We start from the raw sequence: 17224 nt of genomic DNA on the forward strand, positions 1-17224 counted from the left end.
ATCAGCTCCGTGTCAGGAAAAGTTTGCCCACCAGCGCGTAAATGCGGGCGGCTTTCTGGATTTTGTCGCTCAGTTGCAGATTGGTCGGGTAGCGCTTCACGGCGCGTTCGGCCACCAGCTTTGGCAGGATCAGGGCTTCCATACGGTCCAGGCAGCGCACCAGACGGATGGCGTAGGACACTTCGCCGTCGGCCACCATACGGTCGTTGGCGAAGGCGCGGGCAGTGCTTTCCTGGAAGGTGAACACCAGGAAGGCATGGGCCAGGTGCTTGACCTTGATGCTGAGACCGGGACGTGCGGTGCTGCCGTTGGCCAGTTCCAGCGTGCCATGGTTGGTGACGCGCACGCGGAAGGACGGACCGGCGGGCATCACGATCATTTCGATTTCCAGACCGGCGGGAAAGGCGGCGACTTCGCGGGCGATTTCGTCATCGACTTCACTGGCGGCGACCAGCCCCTTGCCGATCACTTCCATCATGATCGTGACATAGAGCCGTTGCAGTTCGAGCAGGAGTTTCTGTTTGTTCACGGGGGTACACCTCCTGGTGAGAATTGTTAGACAAGAACGGGATGCGGGGACACTAGCATCCGTCTTGCGGTGCGGCAATAGATTACGCCGGGAAGGCGTTACGGAATATGGAGAAGCGTTGTCATTGGCCGTTTTCTACGCGAATTCCGTCGGAAATGCGACCATCAGGTTGCACGATGACAGTGTCGCCCGCCTTGAGCCCGGTCAGTATTTCCGCCTGCAGGCCATTACGATGACCGACCGTGACTGGCGTCATTTTCGCCCGGCCGTCCTTCAGCGTGAACACCGCCCAGCCCTCGCCCTGCCGGAACAGCGCGGCAGTAGGCGCTTGTAGGATGTTTTCGCCCTGCCACAACAGGAAACGGGCTTCGAGACGGTAGCCGTCGCCCAGCCGCCGCCATTGCTCCGGCGGCGAGGCGATGTCCAGCACCACGGTGACGCGCTGTTCGTCCACACCCAGCGCCGAAACGCGGGTGAAGCCCACCGGCTCAATGCGGCGGACGGTGGCGGCCAGCGGTTCGCCGCCCCACCGCTCCAATGTCGCGGCCATGCCGGGCTGCAATTGTACGGCGTCGGAACTGAGCACATCCACCACCACTTCCAGCGCGGCGGGATCGCCCACTTCCAGCACCGGCGCACCGGCCATGATCACGCCTTCGCTGTCGCGCAGCAGGCGCAGCAGCGCACCGGAGGCCGGGGATTTCAGCGCCAGCACGCCCTGCCGCGACACGCCGTCGTCTCCGGCGAAGCGCAATGCGGTGCGGGCGGCTTGCAGGTCGTGGCGGGCGACATCTTCGCCAAAACGGGCGGAACGCAGCGTCGCCTCGGAGCGCTGGCTGGCGGCGCGGGCAGCGGCTAATTGTTGTTCGGTGACGGCCTGAGTGGGCAGCAGTTTTTGCAGGCGTTCAAGTTCGGTCTTGGCGAGGGTGGCGTCGGTACGGGCGGCGCTGACCGATTCGGCGGCAGCGGACAGACCGGCGCCGGCCGCCTCGACACGGGCTTGCGCTTCGGCGCGGCGGCGGTCGTCGAGGGCTTCCGCGCGCAGCGGCTCCAGTTGCGCCAGGGTTTGCCCGGATTGCACAGTGTCACCCACCTTGGCGGTGACGCGGCGCAGGTAGCCGGAAATCGGCGCGGAGAGGACAAAGCGGTCGCGCACGCGGGCGCGGCCCTCTTCTTCCAGCGTCACTTGCAGCGGTTCTACGGCAACCTTGGCGGTTTCGACGCGCAATGGCGAGGGCATCAGGCCCCAGACCAGCAGGGCGGTGAGGGTCAAGGCGATCAGGGCCCAGATCAGATGACGGGGTTTCGGGGTTTTCATGCCAAGGTTCCATCAAAAAGTCCCCTCTCCCCCTGTGGGAGAGGGTTAGGGAGAGGGGTGCGGAAAGTCGCCTGAGCACACCGGCGGTTCCAGCACCACCGCCGTACCCCTCTCCCCGGCCCTCTCCCACAAGGGGAGAGGGAGTTCGTCATGCTCGATTTGGAATCACGCACTCTTCAACACTCCCACCATATCCAGCTCCGCAATTTTCCGCCACGCCACCACACCCGACGCCACCGCCGACACCACCACCACCGCCGATGAAAAGGCGATGTTGTAGGCACTGATCACCAGCGGAATACGGTACAGATCCGTTTGCAGGTTGCCCGCCATAAACTGGCACAACCCCACCCCGAACAATACCCCCAGCGGCAACGCCAGCAAGGTCAGCGCCGCCAGTTCCCCCAGCAGGATATAAGCCGCTTCCTGCCGGGTATAGCCCAGCACGCGCAGGCTGGCCAGTTCGCGGCTGCGTTCGGCCAGCGCCATGCGCACGGTGTTGTAGACCACGCCGAAGGCGATCACCGCACCCATCACGGCATTGATCAGGGTGAAGGTCAGCAGCACCCGCTGCATCGTCTCGTTGAAACTTTCAATCAGGGTGTGGCGCAGGTTCACCGCCGCCACGCCAGGCATCTCGCGCAGGCGCCGGTAGATGCTGTCGGCCTGCCGGTCATCAATCGCCAGCAAGGCGCTGCTGATGGCCGGGCCTTCGCGCAGCAGCCGGTTCAGCGCCGCCTGCCGCAGGTAGACGCCCATGCCCATGTATTGCTGCGTCAGCGCTGCCACCCGCACCTCACGCACCGGCCGACCGCCTTCCAGCACTTCCACCCGCAGCGAATCGCCCGCCTTCACCCCCAGCTTGCGCGCCAGATGCTCGTTCAGCAACAGGCCGTCGTCGGGCAAGGCCAGCGGCCGCAGATCCAGATCCAGCACCTGCTGCAGGCGCCGCTGGTCAGGCATGCCCTGCAACGCAGTGCGGTAGCTGCGATGCCCGTGACGCAGGCGCACGGCGACGCTGCGCTGCCCTTCCGCATACAACACGCCGGGCATGGCGCGCAGACTGCCCAGCGCCCGTTCCGGCCGGGTCTGGGTGAATACCACTTCCACGTCCTGGCGCATGGTCTGGTGGAACTGCACGAACATCATCTGCTGCACCGCGTCCTGCTGGAAGTTGCCGACCATCATGATGCCCACCGCCAGCGCCATGCCGGTCACCGCCAACAAGGCGCGGGCCGGACGGCGTGACCAGTGGCGCAAAATCATCCGCTCCGGCGCGCCCAGCCAGCGGCGCAGGCCGATACGTTCCAGCCAGGTCAGGCGGTAGCGTTCCGGCGGTTCGGGGCGCATCGACTCGGCGGGCGGCATGGCGGCGGCGGACAACACTGCCCGCGCCGTTCCGGCCAGCGTCGCCAGCAGGGTCAGCAAGGCCACCGGCAGCAGCCACGGGGTATTCAGGTTATAGATCAGTTCCGGGAAGCGGTAATAGTCGGTGTAGACCCCGGTCATCAACTGCCCCAGCCACGCACCCAGCGCAAAGCCGCCCAGAATGCCCAGCCCGGTGATGATCAGGATCAGTTGCCCGTAATGCACCGCCACGGCGCGGCTGCTGTAGCCGAAGGCCTTCAGCAAGGCGATCACCGGCCGTTGCGTGCTGACCATCCGCGTCACCACCACGTTCAGCAGGAAGGCCGCCACCGACAGGAAGATCACCGGAAACAGCCAGGCCATGGTGCGCAGCTGTTCGAACTCTTCGGTCAGGAACTTGTTGGACAGCTGGTCCTCGCGGCTGATGACGCCGATGCCGCCCCAGCGCGCCAGCAGCAGGTCCAAACGTTGTATCACCGCCGCTTCCGAAACCCGCGGCTGCAGGCTCAGCACCAGGCTGTTGAACGCGCCGTCGAGGTTGAAAGCTTTGGCCAGCGGCTTGCGCGGCATCCACAGCACACCGAAATGACGGTAGTCCGGCATCATCGCGCCCGGTGCAATCTGGTAGATGAATTCCGGGGAAATGGCGATGCCGGTGACATGCAGCACCCGCTGCCGCCCGTTCAGCACCGCCGTTAGCGTCGAGCCGGGATGCAGGCGGTGCGCTTCGGCAAAGGCATCGCTGATCAGCACCTCGTCTTCCTGCCAGTCACCGGGCATCTGCCCTTCAATGATGTACAGCCGGTTCAGCTGCGGCTGCCCGCTGTCCGGCATCGACACCAGTTGCCCGGTCACCGGGTCGCCAAAACCCGGCACGGTCAGGCTGACCGGCGCCGTGATGCGCGTTTCCACCACCGCGACTTCCGGCCAGCGCGTCACCGGCTCCGCTACCGCTTCCGGGGCGCGGGTCAGATTGGCGAAGAGATGGGCGAAACGGGTGTCACGGTAAAAACGGTCGCGGGTCTGCTGCAACGAATCGTAGGTGGACACGCTCATCACGCACACCCCCACCCCAGCCACGATCACCAGCAGGATCGCCAGCGCCTGGCCGCGCATCTGCCACAGCTCGCGCCACAGCTTGCGGTGCAGGACGGGCAGCTTCACCAGTGGATGTCCTTGGGTGACTTGGGATGCGGGTTGCTGCGCACGTCGCTGATGCGGCCATCGGACAGCACCATCACCCGGTCGGCCATGTCGGCGATGGCGGCGTTGTGGGTAATGACAGCCGTCGTGGTGCCGAGGGTGCGGTTCACGGTTTGCAGAGCTTCCAGCACAATCAGGCCGGTCTGCGAATCCAGCGCGCCGGTGGGTTCATCACACAGCAACACCTGCGGGCGCTTGGCGATGGCGCGGGCAATGGCCACACGCTGCTGCTGACCGCCGGAGAGTTGGGCGGGAAAATGGTCGGCGCGGTCACTGAGACCGACCAGCTCCAGCGCCTCGTCGGGCGACATGGAATCGGCGGCGATTTCCGTCACTACCTCCACGTTTTCGCGGGCGGTGAGGCTAGCAATGAGGTTATAGAACTGGAAGACGAAGCCGACATGATGGCGGCGGTATTCGGTCAGCTCGCGCTCGCTGACACGCGTCAGGTCGTGGCCGCCATACTGCACTTCGCCAGAGGTGGCTGTATCGAGGCCACCGAGGATATTCAGCAGCGTCGATTTGCCGGAGCCGGACGCGCCCAGCAGCACCACCAGTTCACCGCGATACAGGTCCAGATCCACGCCGCGCAGGGCATGGATCTGCTGCTCACCCATGTCGTAGGTTTTGGTGAGGGCGCGGGCGCGGAAGACGAGGTCGGGCATGGGGGTTCCGGGGGCAAGAGTCCCCTCTCCCCTTGTGGGAGAGGGTTAGGGAGAGGGGTGCGGAAAGTCTCCCGAACACACCGACAGTTCAAGCGCGACCGCCGTACCCCTCTCCCCGGCCCTCTCCCACAAGGGGAGAGGGAGATTTAGTGATCCCACGATCATATCCCTCCCCGGCCCCCCGCTCTACCCCTGCCTCGCCTCCTTCTTCCCCAGCGGCTCCGGCCGCAGGTCTTCAATTTGGTAAGGCCTGCTGCCGTAAGTCCGGTTGCGCGGTGAATCCGGCAGCACTGGGTACGGGCCGGTGACCACATGGCGCCTTAGCCGGGCATAGGCCCGCAAGGCCTTCTCCAGCACCGGCCGCACATAACGCGGCGGCACGGGTGCCTTTACCGCGTTCAGGAACGGCAGGTCGTTGTCGAACAGACTGTAGATCACCGGCGAAGCCTTGCCGCGCAGCACCGGAGGCAGCCAGCCTTCAAAAATGGCGATGGTGGCCGCTGCGACTTGGGCGCTATCGTCGTTGGGTACGAAGGTTTTGCGCTTGTATTTGTCCACCCACAGATCATAGGCATGCTTGCTCTCGGGAATCCCGGTCAGGTTCATGCGCTCGCCCAGCCCGGCCCAGAAATGAAACCAGGCTTGCTGCTCGTGCGGGGTCATGGGGCGCTTGCCGTAATGGGTGGTCCAGCGGATCGGGAATTCAATGAAGGTCCACAGCACAAACAGGAAATCGTCCTGGGCAATACGGTAATGCCCGTGGCTCTTGTTGACGCGTTCAATGGCGCGGCTGCCGATCTCGCCATCCCAGCCGGAATCCATGATGTGCGTCATCAGCAGGCGGGTGTCGTCGTAGCGTTTCTGGCCACTCTTGCTGAACTGGCCGGTGGCGTTCAGCACCTTGGCGACAGTGGCGCTGCCGTAAGTGTAGAACAGGGCCAGCTCCAGCGCGCGCTGGAAATCCCAAGGGAATTCATAGGCGGTCAGCAAATGGATAATGCGCTGGCAATCACGTTTGGCGTCCAGCCCTGCGATTTCCCGGGCAACCTCGGGATTAGGCTGGAGGAACAGGCGCTTGCTGTAGATGGCGGACATGGAAACCCTCTCGACGGTTATTCTTCTGACGCCCGGAACGCGGCATCTGTATTTCCGATATTGCGCCGTGTCCATGACCGCCGTTAAGCACCAAACCCGCCCACATGGGTACATATCACGCCAATATGGCGTTTTCCGCACCCCATCAGCACGTCATCAGCCAATCTTGCGGGGTCTGTCCGGTCCAGCGTTTGAAGGCGCGGCGGAAGGCGGACACATCCTGATAACCCAGCGTCGCCGCCACCGACGCCACGGTATGCCCGGGCAGTTCCAGATGCAGTTGCGCCTGACGGCACAGCTCCCCGTCCAGCAATTGCTGGTAGACACACTGCTCCGCCGCCAGATGCCGGGTCAGGCTGCGCGCGGACAGATGCAGCGCCGCCGCCACTTCCGTAATGGTCCACAACTGCCCCGGATGCTGCTGTAACACCCGCTCGACACGCGTCCGCCAGGTTTCACGCGTCTCCAGGCTGGCGCGCTGGCGTTCGCATTGCCGGATGGCCCCGGCATGCACTTCGGGGTCGGCAAAGGGATTGGAGGTATCCAGCTCCGTCAGCGGCAGGCGCAGGCAGGTCTGTTCCTGCCCGAAAACCACCTGCCCGTGCAAGAATTCGGCATAATGCGCCGCATGCACAGGCGCGTTGTAACCCAGCCCGATTTCCGCCCCCGTCACCGCCCGACCCAGCGGTTGCTCGATCACCCAGAAGATCGAGGCGATCAACGCCTCCATCAGGAAGATGCCCACCGGGTCATAGGGAATGTCGCTGAACAGGGTCAGTTGCAGATGATGGCCGTCAATGGCGCGACTCATAGTCACCACCGGCAGGCGCAGGATGCCGAAGTGTTCCAGTACGTCCAGCGCCAGTCGCGGTGTCGGTGCGGAGGATGCCGCCACACCCATCGCGCCGTGCGCCGACAGCGGCATGTGGCAACCGACCTGCAAACCCAGCGCCGGGTTGCCGGATAGCGCCAGCGCGTTGAGAATAATTCGGTACTGGTCGGGCGCGGAAATCAGGGCGTCCAGCTGGAATAGCTGCCGGGCCGTCACCGCCGATCCGGCCAGCAGGCGCAAGACTCCCGCCTCGTCCAGGCGGAGTTCGCGGACGAGCATGCGGGAGTAGGTGGCGGGGAAATCGGGGGGCATGCGGAATCAGCCTCATGTCCCCTCTCCCCCTGTGGGAGAGGGCTAGGGAGAGGGGTGCGGAACGTCGCCAAGACACACCTGCAGTTCAAGCACCACTGCCGTACCCCTCTCCCCGGCCCTCTCCCACAAGGGGAGAGGGAGGTTCATTATTGAAATTCAAGCATTGATAATAGCCCCATCAATCCTCCATAGCACAGCCTCCATCTCTCCCAAAACCTCATGATTCCAGAATCGCAGCACACGAAAGCCTTCTCCCTCCAGATGCTGCTGACGAAGACGGTCGTAGGCCAGTTGGTCCGGCTCAGCATGATGCCCGCCATCCAGTTCGATAATCAGTTTGTGGGTAAAGGAGACGAAATCGGCAATGTAGGGGCCGATGGGGGCTTGGCGGCGGAATTTGCAGCCGAAACGACCGGCTCGGAGCATTGACCAAAGCAGCTTTTCAGCGTCGGTCATGTTTGAACGTAGATACTTTGCGTTTTCCAATACTGACATGCTCTTCTTCCATAAAGAAATCCCCTCTCCCCCTGTGGGAGAGGGTTAGGGAGAGGGGTGCGGAACGTCGCCAAGACACACCTGCAGTTCAGCAACTACCGCAGTACCCCTCTCCCCGGCCCTCTCCCACAAGGGGAGAGGGAGTTACATCATCAATGCAGCTTCTGCTTCCCAAACACCAAACGTCCCTGCTCCACATCCGCCATGATGGTATCCCCGGCCACAAATTCCCCGGCCAGCAGCTTCTGCGCCAGCGGGTTTTCAAAACCGGTCTGGATGGCGCGCTTCAACGGCCGCGCACCATACACCGGGTCGTAACCGGCCACGATCAGCTGTTCCATCGCCGACGTCGTCAGCTCCAGTTTCAGATCGCGTTCAGCCAACCGCTTGCGCAGGCGTTCCAATTGAATCTCGGCAATGCCCTGGATCTGGCTTTCCTCCAGCGGATGGAACACCACCACCTCATCAATGCGGTTGATGAATTCCGGGCGGAAATGCTCGCCCACCACTTCCATCACCGCCAGCTTGATGTGGTCGTACTGCTTCTCCTCGCTGAAGTTACGGATCACATCCGAACCCAGGTTAGAAGTCATGATGATCACCGTGTTCTTGAAGTCGACGGTACGGCCCTGACCATCCGTCAGGCGACCATCTTCCAACACCTGCAGCAGCACGTTGAACACGTCCGGATGCGCCTTCTCGACCTCATCCAGCAAAATCACCGAGTACGGCTTGCGACGCACGGCTTCGGTCAGATAACCGCCTTCCTCGTAACCGACATAGCCGGGAGGTGCGCCTATCAGGCGGGAGACGCTGTGCTTCTCCATGAATTCCGACATGTCGATACGCACGATCGAGTCTTCGGTATCAAACAGGAAGGTCGCCAGCGCCTTGCACAGCTCGGTCTTGCCGACGCCGGTGGGGCCGAGGAACAGGAACGAACCGGTCGGCCGGTTGGGGTCGGACAGCCCGGCGCGGGACCGGCGCACGGCATTGGCGACGGCAGTTACCGCCTCGTGCTGGCCCACCACCCGCGAATGCAGCGACTCTTCCATGCGCAGCAGCTTCTCGCGCTCGCCTTCCATCATCTTGCTGACGGGAATGCCGGTGGCCTTCGCCACCACTTCGGCAATTTCAACCTCGGTCACCTTGCTGCGCAGCAGCTTGTGGGTGCCCTGTTCCACTTGCTGCGACTGGCTCAGCTGCTTTTCCAGTTCGGGAATGACACCGTATTTCAGACGCGACATTTCCGCCATGTCGCCGGTGCGCTGCGCCTTTTCGAAGTCGAAGCGGGCCTTGTCCAGTTCCTCCTTGATCTGCTGCGCACCCTTGACGCTGGCCTTCTCGGCCTGCCATATCTCGTTGAGGTCAGCGTATTCGCGTTCCATTTTCTCGATGGTCTGTTCCAGCGTTTCCAGACGGGCGACGGAGGCCTTGTCCTTCTCCTGCTTCAGCGCTTCCCGCTCCATCTTCAGCTGGATCAGGCGGCGGTCGAGCTTGTCCATCTCCTCGGGCTTGGAGTCCATTTCCATGCGGATGCGCGAGGCGGCTTCGTCGATCAGGTCGATGGCCTTGTCCGGCAGCTTGCGGTCGGTGATGTAGCGGTGCGACATCTTGGCGGCGGCGATGATCGCCGGGTCGGTGATGTCGACGCCGTGGTGCAGTTCATAACGCTCCTTCAGGCCGCGCAGGATGGCGATGGTGTCTTCCACCGACGGCTCGTCCACCAGCACCTTCTGGAAACGGCGCTCCAGCGCGGCATCCTTCTCGATGTACTGGCGGTATTCGTCCAGCGTCGTCGCGCCGACGCAGTGAAGCTCACCGCGCGCCAGGGCGGGCTTGAGCATGTTACCCGCGTCCATCGCGCCTTCAGCCTTGCCTGCGCCGACCATGGTGTGCAGTTCGTCGATAAACAAGATGACATTGCCTTCCTGCTTCGCCAGATCGCTCAGCACTGCTTTCAGGCGCTCCTCGAATTCGCCCCGGAACTTGGCGCCGGCAATCAGCGCGCCCATGTCCAGCGACAGCACCTTCTTGTTCTTCAGCCCTTCCGGCACTTCACCGTTGACGATGCGCTGCGCCAGCCCTTCGACAATGGCGGTCTTGCCGACGCCCGGTTCACCAATCAGCACCGGATTGTTCTTGGTGCGGCGCGACAACACCTGGATGGTGCGGCGGATTTCATCGTCACGGCCAATCACCGGGTCCAGCTTGCCGGCGGCGGCACGCTCGGTGAGGTCGATGGTGTACTTGCCCAGGGCGCGGCGGTTGTCTTCGGCGTTGGCGTCAGTCACGGGTTCATCTCCACGAATGGTCTGGATGGCGGCATTCAGCTTGTTCTTGTCGACGCCGCTTTGTTGCAGCGCCTTGGCCACGGCACCGCCGGCTTCCAGCATGGCCAGGATCGCCAACTCACTGGCGATGAACTGGTCCTGTTTCTTCTGCGCCAGCTTGTCGGCCAGATTCAGCACTTTGGACAGTTCCTGCCCCACCTGCACTTCGCCGGTGGGGTTCTTGATCACCGCCACGCCTTCCAGCAGCTCGTTCAGCTTGCGTTCCAGCGTGGCAATGTTGCCTCCGGACTGGCTGAGCAGCGGCCGGGTGCTGCCGTCCTGTTGCTGCAGCAAGGCCAGCAGCAAGTGGGCGGGTTCGATGGTGGTATGGTCACGGCCGACAGCCAGCGACTGGGCATCACTGAGGGCCTGTTGCAGTTTCGCGGTCAATTTGTCGAAGCGCATGGTTGGTCTCATTCACACAGCAATAGTGGGGTTGTTGTAGAGATGAGGTATAGACCCTTTATTTCAAGCGTGGGATTTTTTCTTTTTTTATCGTGATTTTTTGGATTGAAAAACAGACTATTGTCCACAAGTGCCGTCAGGGGAGAATTGATCATGAATACGGATTTGCTGCTGCGCGTGTTGTCGCTCTGCGTGCTGCTGGCTTCCGCCGAAACACTGCACGGCATTTTCCGCGCCGCCGTTATCGTGCCTCGTATCGGCAAGAAACGGGCATTGAAAATCAGCATCGTCACCGGCTCGCTGCTGGCTTTCGCGGTCTGTTGGTTCGTGGTGCCGGGAATGGGTATCCGGGGCACCGGGCCTTTGCTCGGGCTGGGCGTCACGATTGCGCTGTTCATGGCGTCATTCGACGTGATGCTGGGCAAACTCGTGCTGAAACGGCCGTGGCGGAAAGCATTTATCGACTTCGATCCCCGGGCCGGGAATTACCTGCTGTTCGGGGTGTTGCTGCTGATCACATTCCCCTGGGTGGTGATGGCGCTGCGCTGAGCGCCATCATGGTTACTCAGGCCACCCGCTCCACCCTCGCCGCCACATACTTGTGCCACGGCGTTCCCGCCAGGAAATCCCGCCGCGTGCAATCGGTCAGTTCATTCGGCGCCACCCCCATCCGCACGGTCTTTCCGTCCGCATCCACATAATCCAGCCCCTGCCCGTTCGGCAGCGACAAGCTGCCCCGCGGCAGCATCTCCGAGATTTCCACCGGCACCACCACCGACCCGCGCCGCGTGCTGAGCATGACCTGTTCACCGTCCTTGCAGCCCAAAGCCTCGGCATCGGACGGGTTCATCCGCAGCGTGCCGTACCGGCCCTTGCGGTGCCAGCCGGTGTTGCGCACCGTGGTGTTGCTGGTGTCGCTACGTCGCTCACCCGCCGCCAGAATGAAGGGATAATCGGTATCCCTCGGCAATCCTTCGCTGGCCAGCTTTGCCAATTCGGGCAACAGCTCCGGGATATGCAGGTTGATGCGATGTCCCGGATAGCCGATCGCCTTCCAGCTTTCCTCATGATTTGTCTCGGCGAACACCACGCCGGACGGCGTATTGAGGATGGCGTCGAACAGCCGGTTGCCCGCCAGCGGCAGCAAACCGCCAAAACCGGCCCGCGCCGAAGACTGGCGGTTACCCTGCACGAACAACAGCGACAAGGCCCAGGTCACCGACGCCTGTTCCATGCCCTGCGGCAGGGTCTGCCCCAGCGTGCGGTAAATCAGGATCGGCGCGTAGTTCATCAGCTTCGGCTTGATCGCCACGGCGGCAAAAAAAGCGGCGGTAAAGGCCTGACGGCCCAACTTCAGCGCCAGCCGCAACGGCAGGTAATCCATTTCCCCGATCTCGCCCATGGCCTCCAGCAGGCGGGCGTAAATTTCGGCTTCGGACAGCGTGCCGGGCAACGGGTTGAACAAGGGCTGGCGCACCTGAAAGACATTGCGCGGAAATTCCAGATTGAAGAAGGTGGCTTCCGCCTTCTCGAACTGGCTGCTGGCGGGCAGCACATAATCGGCTTGTCGCGCCGTTTCGGTCATCGCCACATCCACCACCACCGACAGTTCCAGCGCGCGGAAGGCCTCGCGCATGCGCTGGCTGTCGGCCAGGGAATGCACCGGGTTGCCGCTCTGCACCAGCATCGCCCGGAATCGTTTCGGGTGGTCGGTGAGGATTTCCTCAGGAATGACGTTGCAGGGAATCAGGCCGATGATGATCTTGGAGTTGGTCACCGGACTGCGCCGTTCCACCCGCTTCACCGGCGTCTTCGACGAGGTGTTGCTGTCGCCCTTGCTGGCCTTGGACAGCGACAGGAAGGGCACGAAGGCGTTGGCCGTGCCGCGACGTCCGTAGTTGCCGGTCAGCACCCACAGCAGGCGTTGCAGGTAGCTCACCAGCGTCGAATGCACGTTCATCTGCACGCCCAGATCCTCGAACACCGACACGCTTTCCGCTGCCGCAATGCAGCGCGCCGCCTCGCGGATCAGGCTCTCGTCCACACCGCAAACCTTGGCGTAATCGGCCACCGGTATTGCCTTCAGCACCGGTTCAATCTGTTCAAAACCGCTGGTGTGCGCCGCCACCCAGTCCCGCTTCACCAACCCTTCCTGCACCATCACCCCGGCCATCGCCGCCAGGCACCAGGCATCGGTCCCCGGCTTCACCGCCAGATGGTAATCCGCCATGCGCGCCGTCTCGCTCCTGCGCGGGTCCAGCACAATCATCTTGCGCTTGGGGTCATTCTCGATCTCGCGCAGCAGCACGCGGGTGCGGGCGAAGCCGTGCGACTGCCACGGATTCTTGCCGACAAACACCGATACCTCGGCATGTTCGAAATCACCGTGGTTGCCGCTGCCAAACATCTTGCCGCCCACCCAGAACTCGCCGGTCTTCTCCTGCGCCAGCGCATTGGAGCGGTATTTGTTGCCCACCGCCTTCAACAGGCAATCGGCATAGGCCCCGCCGAGATGGTTGCCCTGACCTCCGCCGCCGTAATAGAGAATGCTCTCGCCGCCGTATTGGGACTTGATCTGCTTGAACTTCGCCGCAATTTCCCGGATAGCGGTGTCCCACGGAATGGCTTCATACGAACCATCCGGACGACGGCGCATCGGCGACGTCAGCCGGTCGGCTCCGTTCTGGTAGTAATTCATGCGCTGCGACTTCTCGCAGACATAGCCTTGCGAACCGGGATGATCGTCATCCCCGCGAATTTTCAGGATCTGGCGGCCATCCTCGCCCCCGGTCTGCACCTCCAGACCGCAATTCAGGCTACAGAGGATGCAGGCGGTTTTCTTCCAGGCTTCGGGCTGGGCGTGCGACATGGCTGAACTCCGGCGGACAGGCGAAACAATAAACAAGAAGGGATTAACCCTGTTGAATCGACTATAAGTTCCATTTTGGAACCCGTCAATGACAGCGGGGGCGCAAACACCGGGGAAAAGATGAACGGGGAGTCACGCAGGAAGCGGCCCCACCGGAATCACCCGCGCGGGGCCCACAGAATCCCTCAGGTTCCGGTCTCGATCGGCAACCCCTCCGCCTTCGCCTTGCGCGTCCCGCCAGCCAGCACCACCACCTCCCGCCCCGCATCAAACCCATCCAGCAGCATCGCCGCGCGCGGCGCCTTCGTCCCGCCGCCGCACAACACATACACCGGCTCCCCGACCGGCACCGCCGCCAGCAACTCCGCCGACAGCCCGTCAATCGGCCGGTTCACCGCCCCTTGCAAATGCCCTTCCGCAAAGGACTTGGCATCCCGTACATCCCAAATGGTCGCGGCTTGGGAAAGATCAAGTTCGGTAATGGGAAGTTCACGGATCATGGAATTTCTCTGTAGCGGAAGTAGATTCCCGCCTGCGCAGGAATGATGAAAGACTGGATTCTACATAAAAAAATGCCGTCCGCAGCCAACTGTCTGAGCGTGAAAAAATCCGCAGAAACAAAAACGCCGCCAGACAAGGCGGCGCTAACCATAACCAACGGACAGCGAGTTTTGGCGAAGGACACGGTTTTTGCTTCCTTTTTGCCAAGACAAATAAGGAAGGCCCGCGGCAGGCGGATGCCGGTAGCCAACCAAACCACCGAAGTGCTTGGCAGAGAGGGCGCACGCAGTGCGCCCCTACGGCAAGGTCAGGAACACGTGTTTAGCCACAACTCCCCACCGCCCCGCACGCACTACAAAAATCACACCCATCCTTCCGGATCACCGTGTAATTCCCGCACTCCCCGCATCTTGCCCCCGCCATCACCGGCCGCTCCCCCTCCTCCTTGGGCGCCTGCAAAATCCCCATCTCCCGCAGCGGATACCCCCGCTCATCCAGCACCCCCAGCATGGCATAACGGTGAATAACCAACCGTGCCACATAAGCCACCGTCGACGGCCAGTTCTGCTGCCGCCGCGTGCCGGGAATGAACGCCCACATATCGCCCAACGGCTCCGGATAATTCAACAACTTGCGCAGCTTCATGCCGATCCACGCCGGGTCCATCACCCGCATGTCCAGCGACAGTAACTGCGCCAGCCCGTCCAGCGCGCGCGGATAATTGCCCGACAGCCACATCGAATACGGCCGCGTCACCCCGTCCGGCAGCGTGATTTCCTTCAGCCCCAGCACAAACTCTTCACCCGTGGCGGCATTGGTCACATCTACCGTCCACGACAGCGTGCCGTCGGTGCCGGTCTTCGGCTCCTGCTGGCTGAACAGCGCGTCCAGAACCGGATGCGGTTCGGTATGGTCAAATGCGCCTAACTTCTCACAACGGTAGCGCACCAGCTGAGCAAAAGCGGCAACGATGCCCGGCATCACCTTACCTTCCCCGTGTGGCGGGAAAGGCAGCGTAAAGGAACCTTCACCCACCGTCTTCGCCAGCACATCCAGCTTCAGTTTCAGCCAGGCGCGGTCGTTGGCGCGCATGTCCATCGACAGCGTTTTCGCCACGGCCCCCAGGCCGCGCGGCTGGTCCGCGCCGTTGACCCAGACTTCGAACGGGAAGGCGCGGTCCTTGTCGTCGCGGGTATGGCCGACAAACAGCGCAAACTGCCCTTGCGGCGACTCCAGCAGGTAGGTCCAGGCTTCGTTGCCATCGGGCAGCGTCGGCCGGCCAGGCCAGCGCAGGCTGGCCAGCACCGGCGCGGGCAGGGCATGAATGGTCAAACGCGTATTGGCGGCGTCCAGTTCCACATCCTGCGGGGTCTTGGCGTCCTTCGGGGCAGAGGCGCTGTCCACCGACAGCACCGAGCCCAGCACGCTGTTGGGGCGATAGGTCGCCAGCCCCTTCAGCCCGGCCTTCCACGCCGTCATGTACAGGTCTTCAAACTCGGTATAGGGGTAATCGGCAGGCACGTTCACCGTCTTGGAAATGCTGGTGTCGACATAGGGGGCCACGGCGGCCACCATGTCCTTGTGCGCCTGCGCGCTCATGTCCAGCGCGGTAACGAAATAGTCCGGCAGGTGCTTCACATCGCCGCCCAGATGCTTGTACAAGCGCCAGGCATGGTCTTCCACCGCATATTCCTTGAAGGTGCCGTCGGGCATGCGTTTTTTACGGGTGTACGTCCACGAGAACGGTGGCTCAATACCGTTGGAAGCGTTGTCGGCAAAAGCCAGCGAGATGGTGCCGGTGGGCGCGATCGACAGCAGGTGCGAGTTGCGAAGGCCGTGCTTGCGGATCTGCTTCTTGATCTCGTCCGGCAGGCGGGTGGCGAAGCTTTCACCACTCAGGTACTTGTCGGCGTCAAATAACGGGAATGCACCGCGCTCCTTCGCCAGCTCCACCGAGGCCAGATATGCATGGTCGCGCAGGAAGATCGATATTTTCCCGGCCATGTCACGGGCTTCGGCGGTGTCGTAACGCAGGCGCAGCATGATCAGCGCATCGCCCAAGCCGGTGAAGCCCAGGCCGACGCGGCGCTTGTTGGCGGCTTCCTGCGCCTGCGCGGGCAAGGGCCAATGCGTGGAATCCAGCACGTTGTCCAGCATGCGCACCGACACGGCGATATTGACGGCAAAAGCAGTGAAATCGAATGCTGCCTTGTCACTGTAGGCGTCGCGGACAAAACGCGTCAGGTCGATGGAGCCGAGGCAGCAGCAGCCGTAGGGCGGAAGCGGTTGTTCAGCGCACGGGTTGGTCGCCTCAATCGTTTCGCAATACGACAGGTTGTTGTCCTTGTTCATGCGATCCAGGAACAGGATGCCCGGCTCGGCATGGTCATAGGTGGAACGCATGATCTGGTCCCACAACTCCCGCGCCCGCACCTTGCGGTACACCCACTGCCCGTCCTCGCGCTGCCACGCGCCCTTCTCCTTCCATTCCGGCGACGGCTCGGCCTTGTGCGCCAGCTCGACATCGCCGTCGGCTTCCACCGCCTGCATGAAGGCATCCGTCACCCCCACCGAGATATTGAAGTTACGCAGGTCGCCCTCGTCCTTGGCGTGGATGAAGGCTTCAATATCGGGATGGTCGCAGCGCAGCACGCCCATCTGCGCCCCGCGCCGCGCCCCGGCGGACTCCACGGTTTCGCAGGAGCGGTCGAAGACGCGCATGTACGACACCGGGCCGCTTGCCCGCGACTGCGTGCCCTTCACGAACGCGCCGGAGGGCCGGATACTGGAAAAGTCATAGCCTACGCCGCCACCGCGCCGCATGGTCTCGGCGGCTTCGGCCAGCGCCGTGTAGATGCCGGGACGGCCATCGACAGACTCAGTAACCGCATCGCCCACCGGTTGCACGAAACAATTGATGAGGGTGGCGGTGAGACGGGTGCCGGCGGCGGAGTTGATGCGGCCGGCGGGGACAAAACCGTTTTCCTGGGTTTCGAAGAAACGCTGCTCCCAGTCGGCGCGCACGGACTCATCCTCGACACGGGCCAGAGCCTTGGCGACACGCAATCGCACATCCTGGACGGAAAGCTCATCGCCCTTGGCGTATTTTTCCAGCAGGATTTCGGCGGAAATGGGTTGGGCAGGCAAGGCAGTGACCGGACGCTGGTCAGCAGGCAGGGATTCACGGGCAGTCATGACGGGGTTCCAGGATGTGGCGAAGGATTTCCGCCAGAATACGCCTGCCGCCACTAAAAGTGAACCGGGATATTAAAACTATAAATTGATACAAATCAATGACT

General features: G+C 62.6%; 13 protein-coding genes. 1 reads left to right on the plus strand and 12 read right to left on the minus strand.

The window, feature by feature from the left end:
- Window position 1 precedes the first annotated feature (1 nt).
- From Q7T36_RS13140 to clpB, 8 genes are all read right to left on the minus strand, one after another.
- Complete coding sequence (locus tag Q7T36_RS13140) at window positions 2-478, minus strand: hypothetical protein (protein ID WP_304849744.1); 477 nt, start codon at window positions 476-478, stop codon at window positions 2-4.
- 172 nt (window positions 479-650) lie between these two features.
- A complete protein-coding gene (locus Q7T36_RS13145) occupies window positions 651-1847 on the minus strand; it encodes an efflux RND transporter periplasmic adaptor subunit (protein WP_304849263.1) in 1197 nt (398 codons plus the stop codon).
- A 165-nt stretch (window positions 1848-2012) separates the two neighbouring features.
- The gene (locus Q7T36_RS13150; protein WP_304849267.1) at window positions 2013-4379 is read right to left on the minus strand and encodes an ABC transporter permease; all 2367 of its coding nucleotides are present in this window, start codon (window positions 4377-4379) and stop codon (window positions 2013-2015) included.
- On the minus strand, window positions 4376-5083 hold the full coding sequence (locus tag Q7T36_RS13155) for an ABC transporter ATP-binding protein (RefSeq protein ID WP_304849271.1): 708 nt from the start codon (window positions 5081-5083) through the stop codon (window positions 4376-4378). The genes Q7T36_RS13150 and Q7T36_RS13155 overlap by 4 nt, the downstream gene beginning before the upstream one ends.
- 186 nt (window positions 5084-5269) lie before the next feature.
- On the minus strand, window positions 5270-6178 hold the full coding sequence (locus Q7T36_RS13160; RefSeq protein WP_304849273.1) for an oxygenase MpaB family protein: 909 nt from the start codon (window positions 6176-6178) through the stop codon (window positions 5270-5272).
- Window positions 6179-6323: 145 nt separating this feature from the next.
- Complete coding sequence (locus tag Q7T36_RS13165) at window positions 6324-7322, minus strand: AraC family transcriptional regulator (RefSeq protein ID WP_304849276.1); 999 nt, start codon at window positions 7320-7322, stop codon at window positions 6324-6326.
- A 156-nt stretch (window positions 7323-7478) separates the two neighbouring features.
- A complete protein-coding gene (locus tag Q7T36_RS13170; RefSeq protein ID WP_304849279.1) occupies window positions 7479-7817 on the minus strand; it encodes an endonuclease domain-containing protein in 339 nt (112 codons plus the stop codon).
- 152 nt (window positions 7818-7969) lie between these two features.
- On the minus strand, window positions 7970-10555 hold the full coding sequence (gene clpB / locus Q7T36_RS13175; RefSeq protein ID WP_304849282.1) for an ATP-dependent chaperone ClpB: 2586 nt from the start codon (window positions 10553-10555) through the stop codon (window positions 7970-7972).
- 153 nt (window positions 10556-10708) lie between these two features.
- Between clpB and Q7T36_RS13180 the strand changes: the two genes are divergently transcribed.
- Window positions 10709-11104, plus strand: a complete 396-nt coding sequence (locus Q7T36_RS13180; protein WP_304849285.1) for a hypothetical protein — start codon at window positions 10709-10711, stop codon at window positions 11102-11104.
- Between the two features lie 16 nt (window positions 11105-11120).
- Here Q7T36_RS13180 and Q7T36_RS13185 read toward each other — a convergent pair whose 3' ends face one another.
- The 4 genes from Q7T36_RS13185 to Q7T36_RS13200 all read right to left on the minus strand — a co-directional run bounded on the left by Q7T36_RS13185 (window position 11121) and on the right by Q7T36_RS13200 (window position 17120).
- A complete protein-coding gene (locus tag Q7T36_RS13185) occupies window positions 11121-13424 on the minus strand; it encodes a molybdopterin-dependent oxidoreductase (protein ID WP_304849288.1) in 2304 nt (767 codons plus the stop codon).
- Between the two features lie 185 nt (window positions 13425-13609).
- The gene (locus tag Q7T36_RS13190; RefSeq protein WP_304849291.1) at window positions 13610-13924 is read right to left on the minus strand and encodes a rhodanese-like domain-containing protein; all 315 of its coding nucleotides are present in this window, start codon (window positions 13922-13924) and stop codon (window positions 13610-13612) included.
- Complete coding sequence (locus Q7T36_RS13195; RefSeq protein WP_304849294.1) at window positions 13921-14175, minus strand: hypothetical protein; 255 nt, start codon at window positions 14173-14175, stop codon at window positions 13921-13923. The genes Q7T36_RS13190 and Q7T36_RS13195 overlap by 4 nt, the downstream gene beginning before the upstream one ends.
- Before the next feature lie 71 nt (window positions 14176-14246).
- The gene (locus Q7T36_RS13200; protein ID WP_304849297.1) at window positions 14247-17120 is read right to left on the minus strand and encodes an adenosylcobalamin-dependent ribonucleoside-diphosphate reductase; all 2874 of its coding nucleotides are present in this window, start codon (window positions 17118-17120) and stop codon (window positions 14247-14249) included.
- Window positions 17121-17224: the final 104 nt, after the last annotated feature.

This window comes from Fluviicoccus sp., assembly GCF_030646115.1.
Classification (GTDB): domain Bacteria; phylum Pseudomonadota; class Gammaproteobacteria; order Pseudomonadales; family Moraxellaceae; genus Fluviicoccus.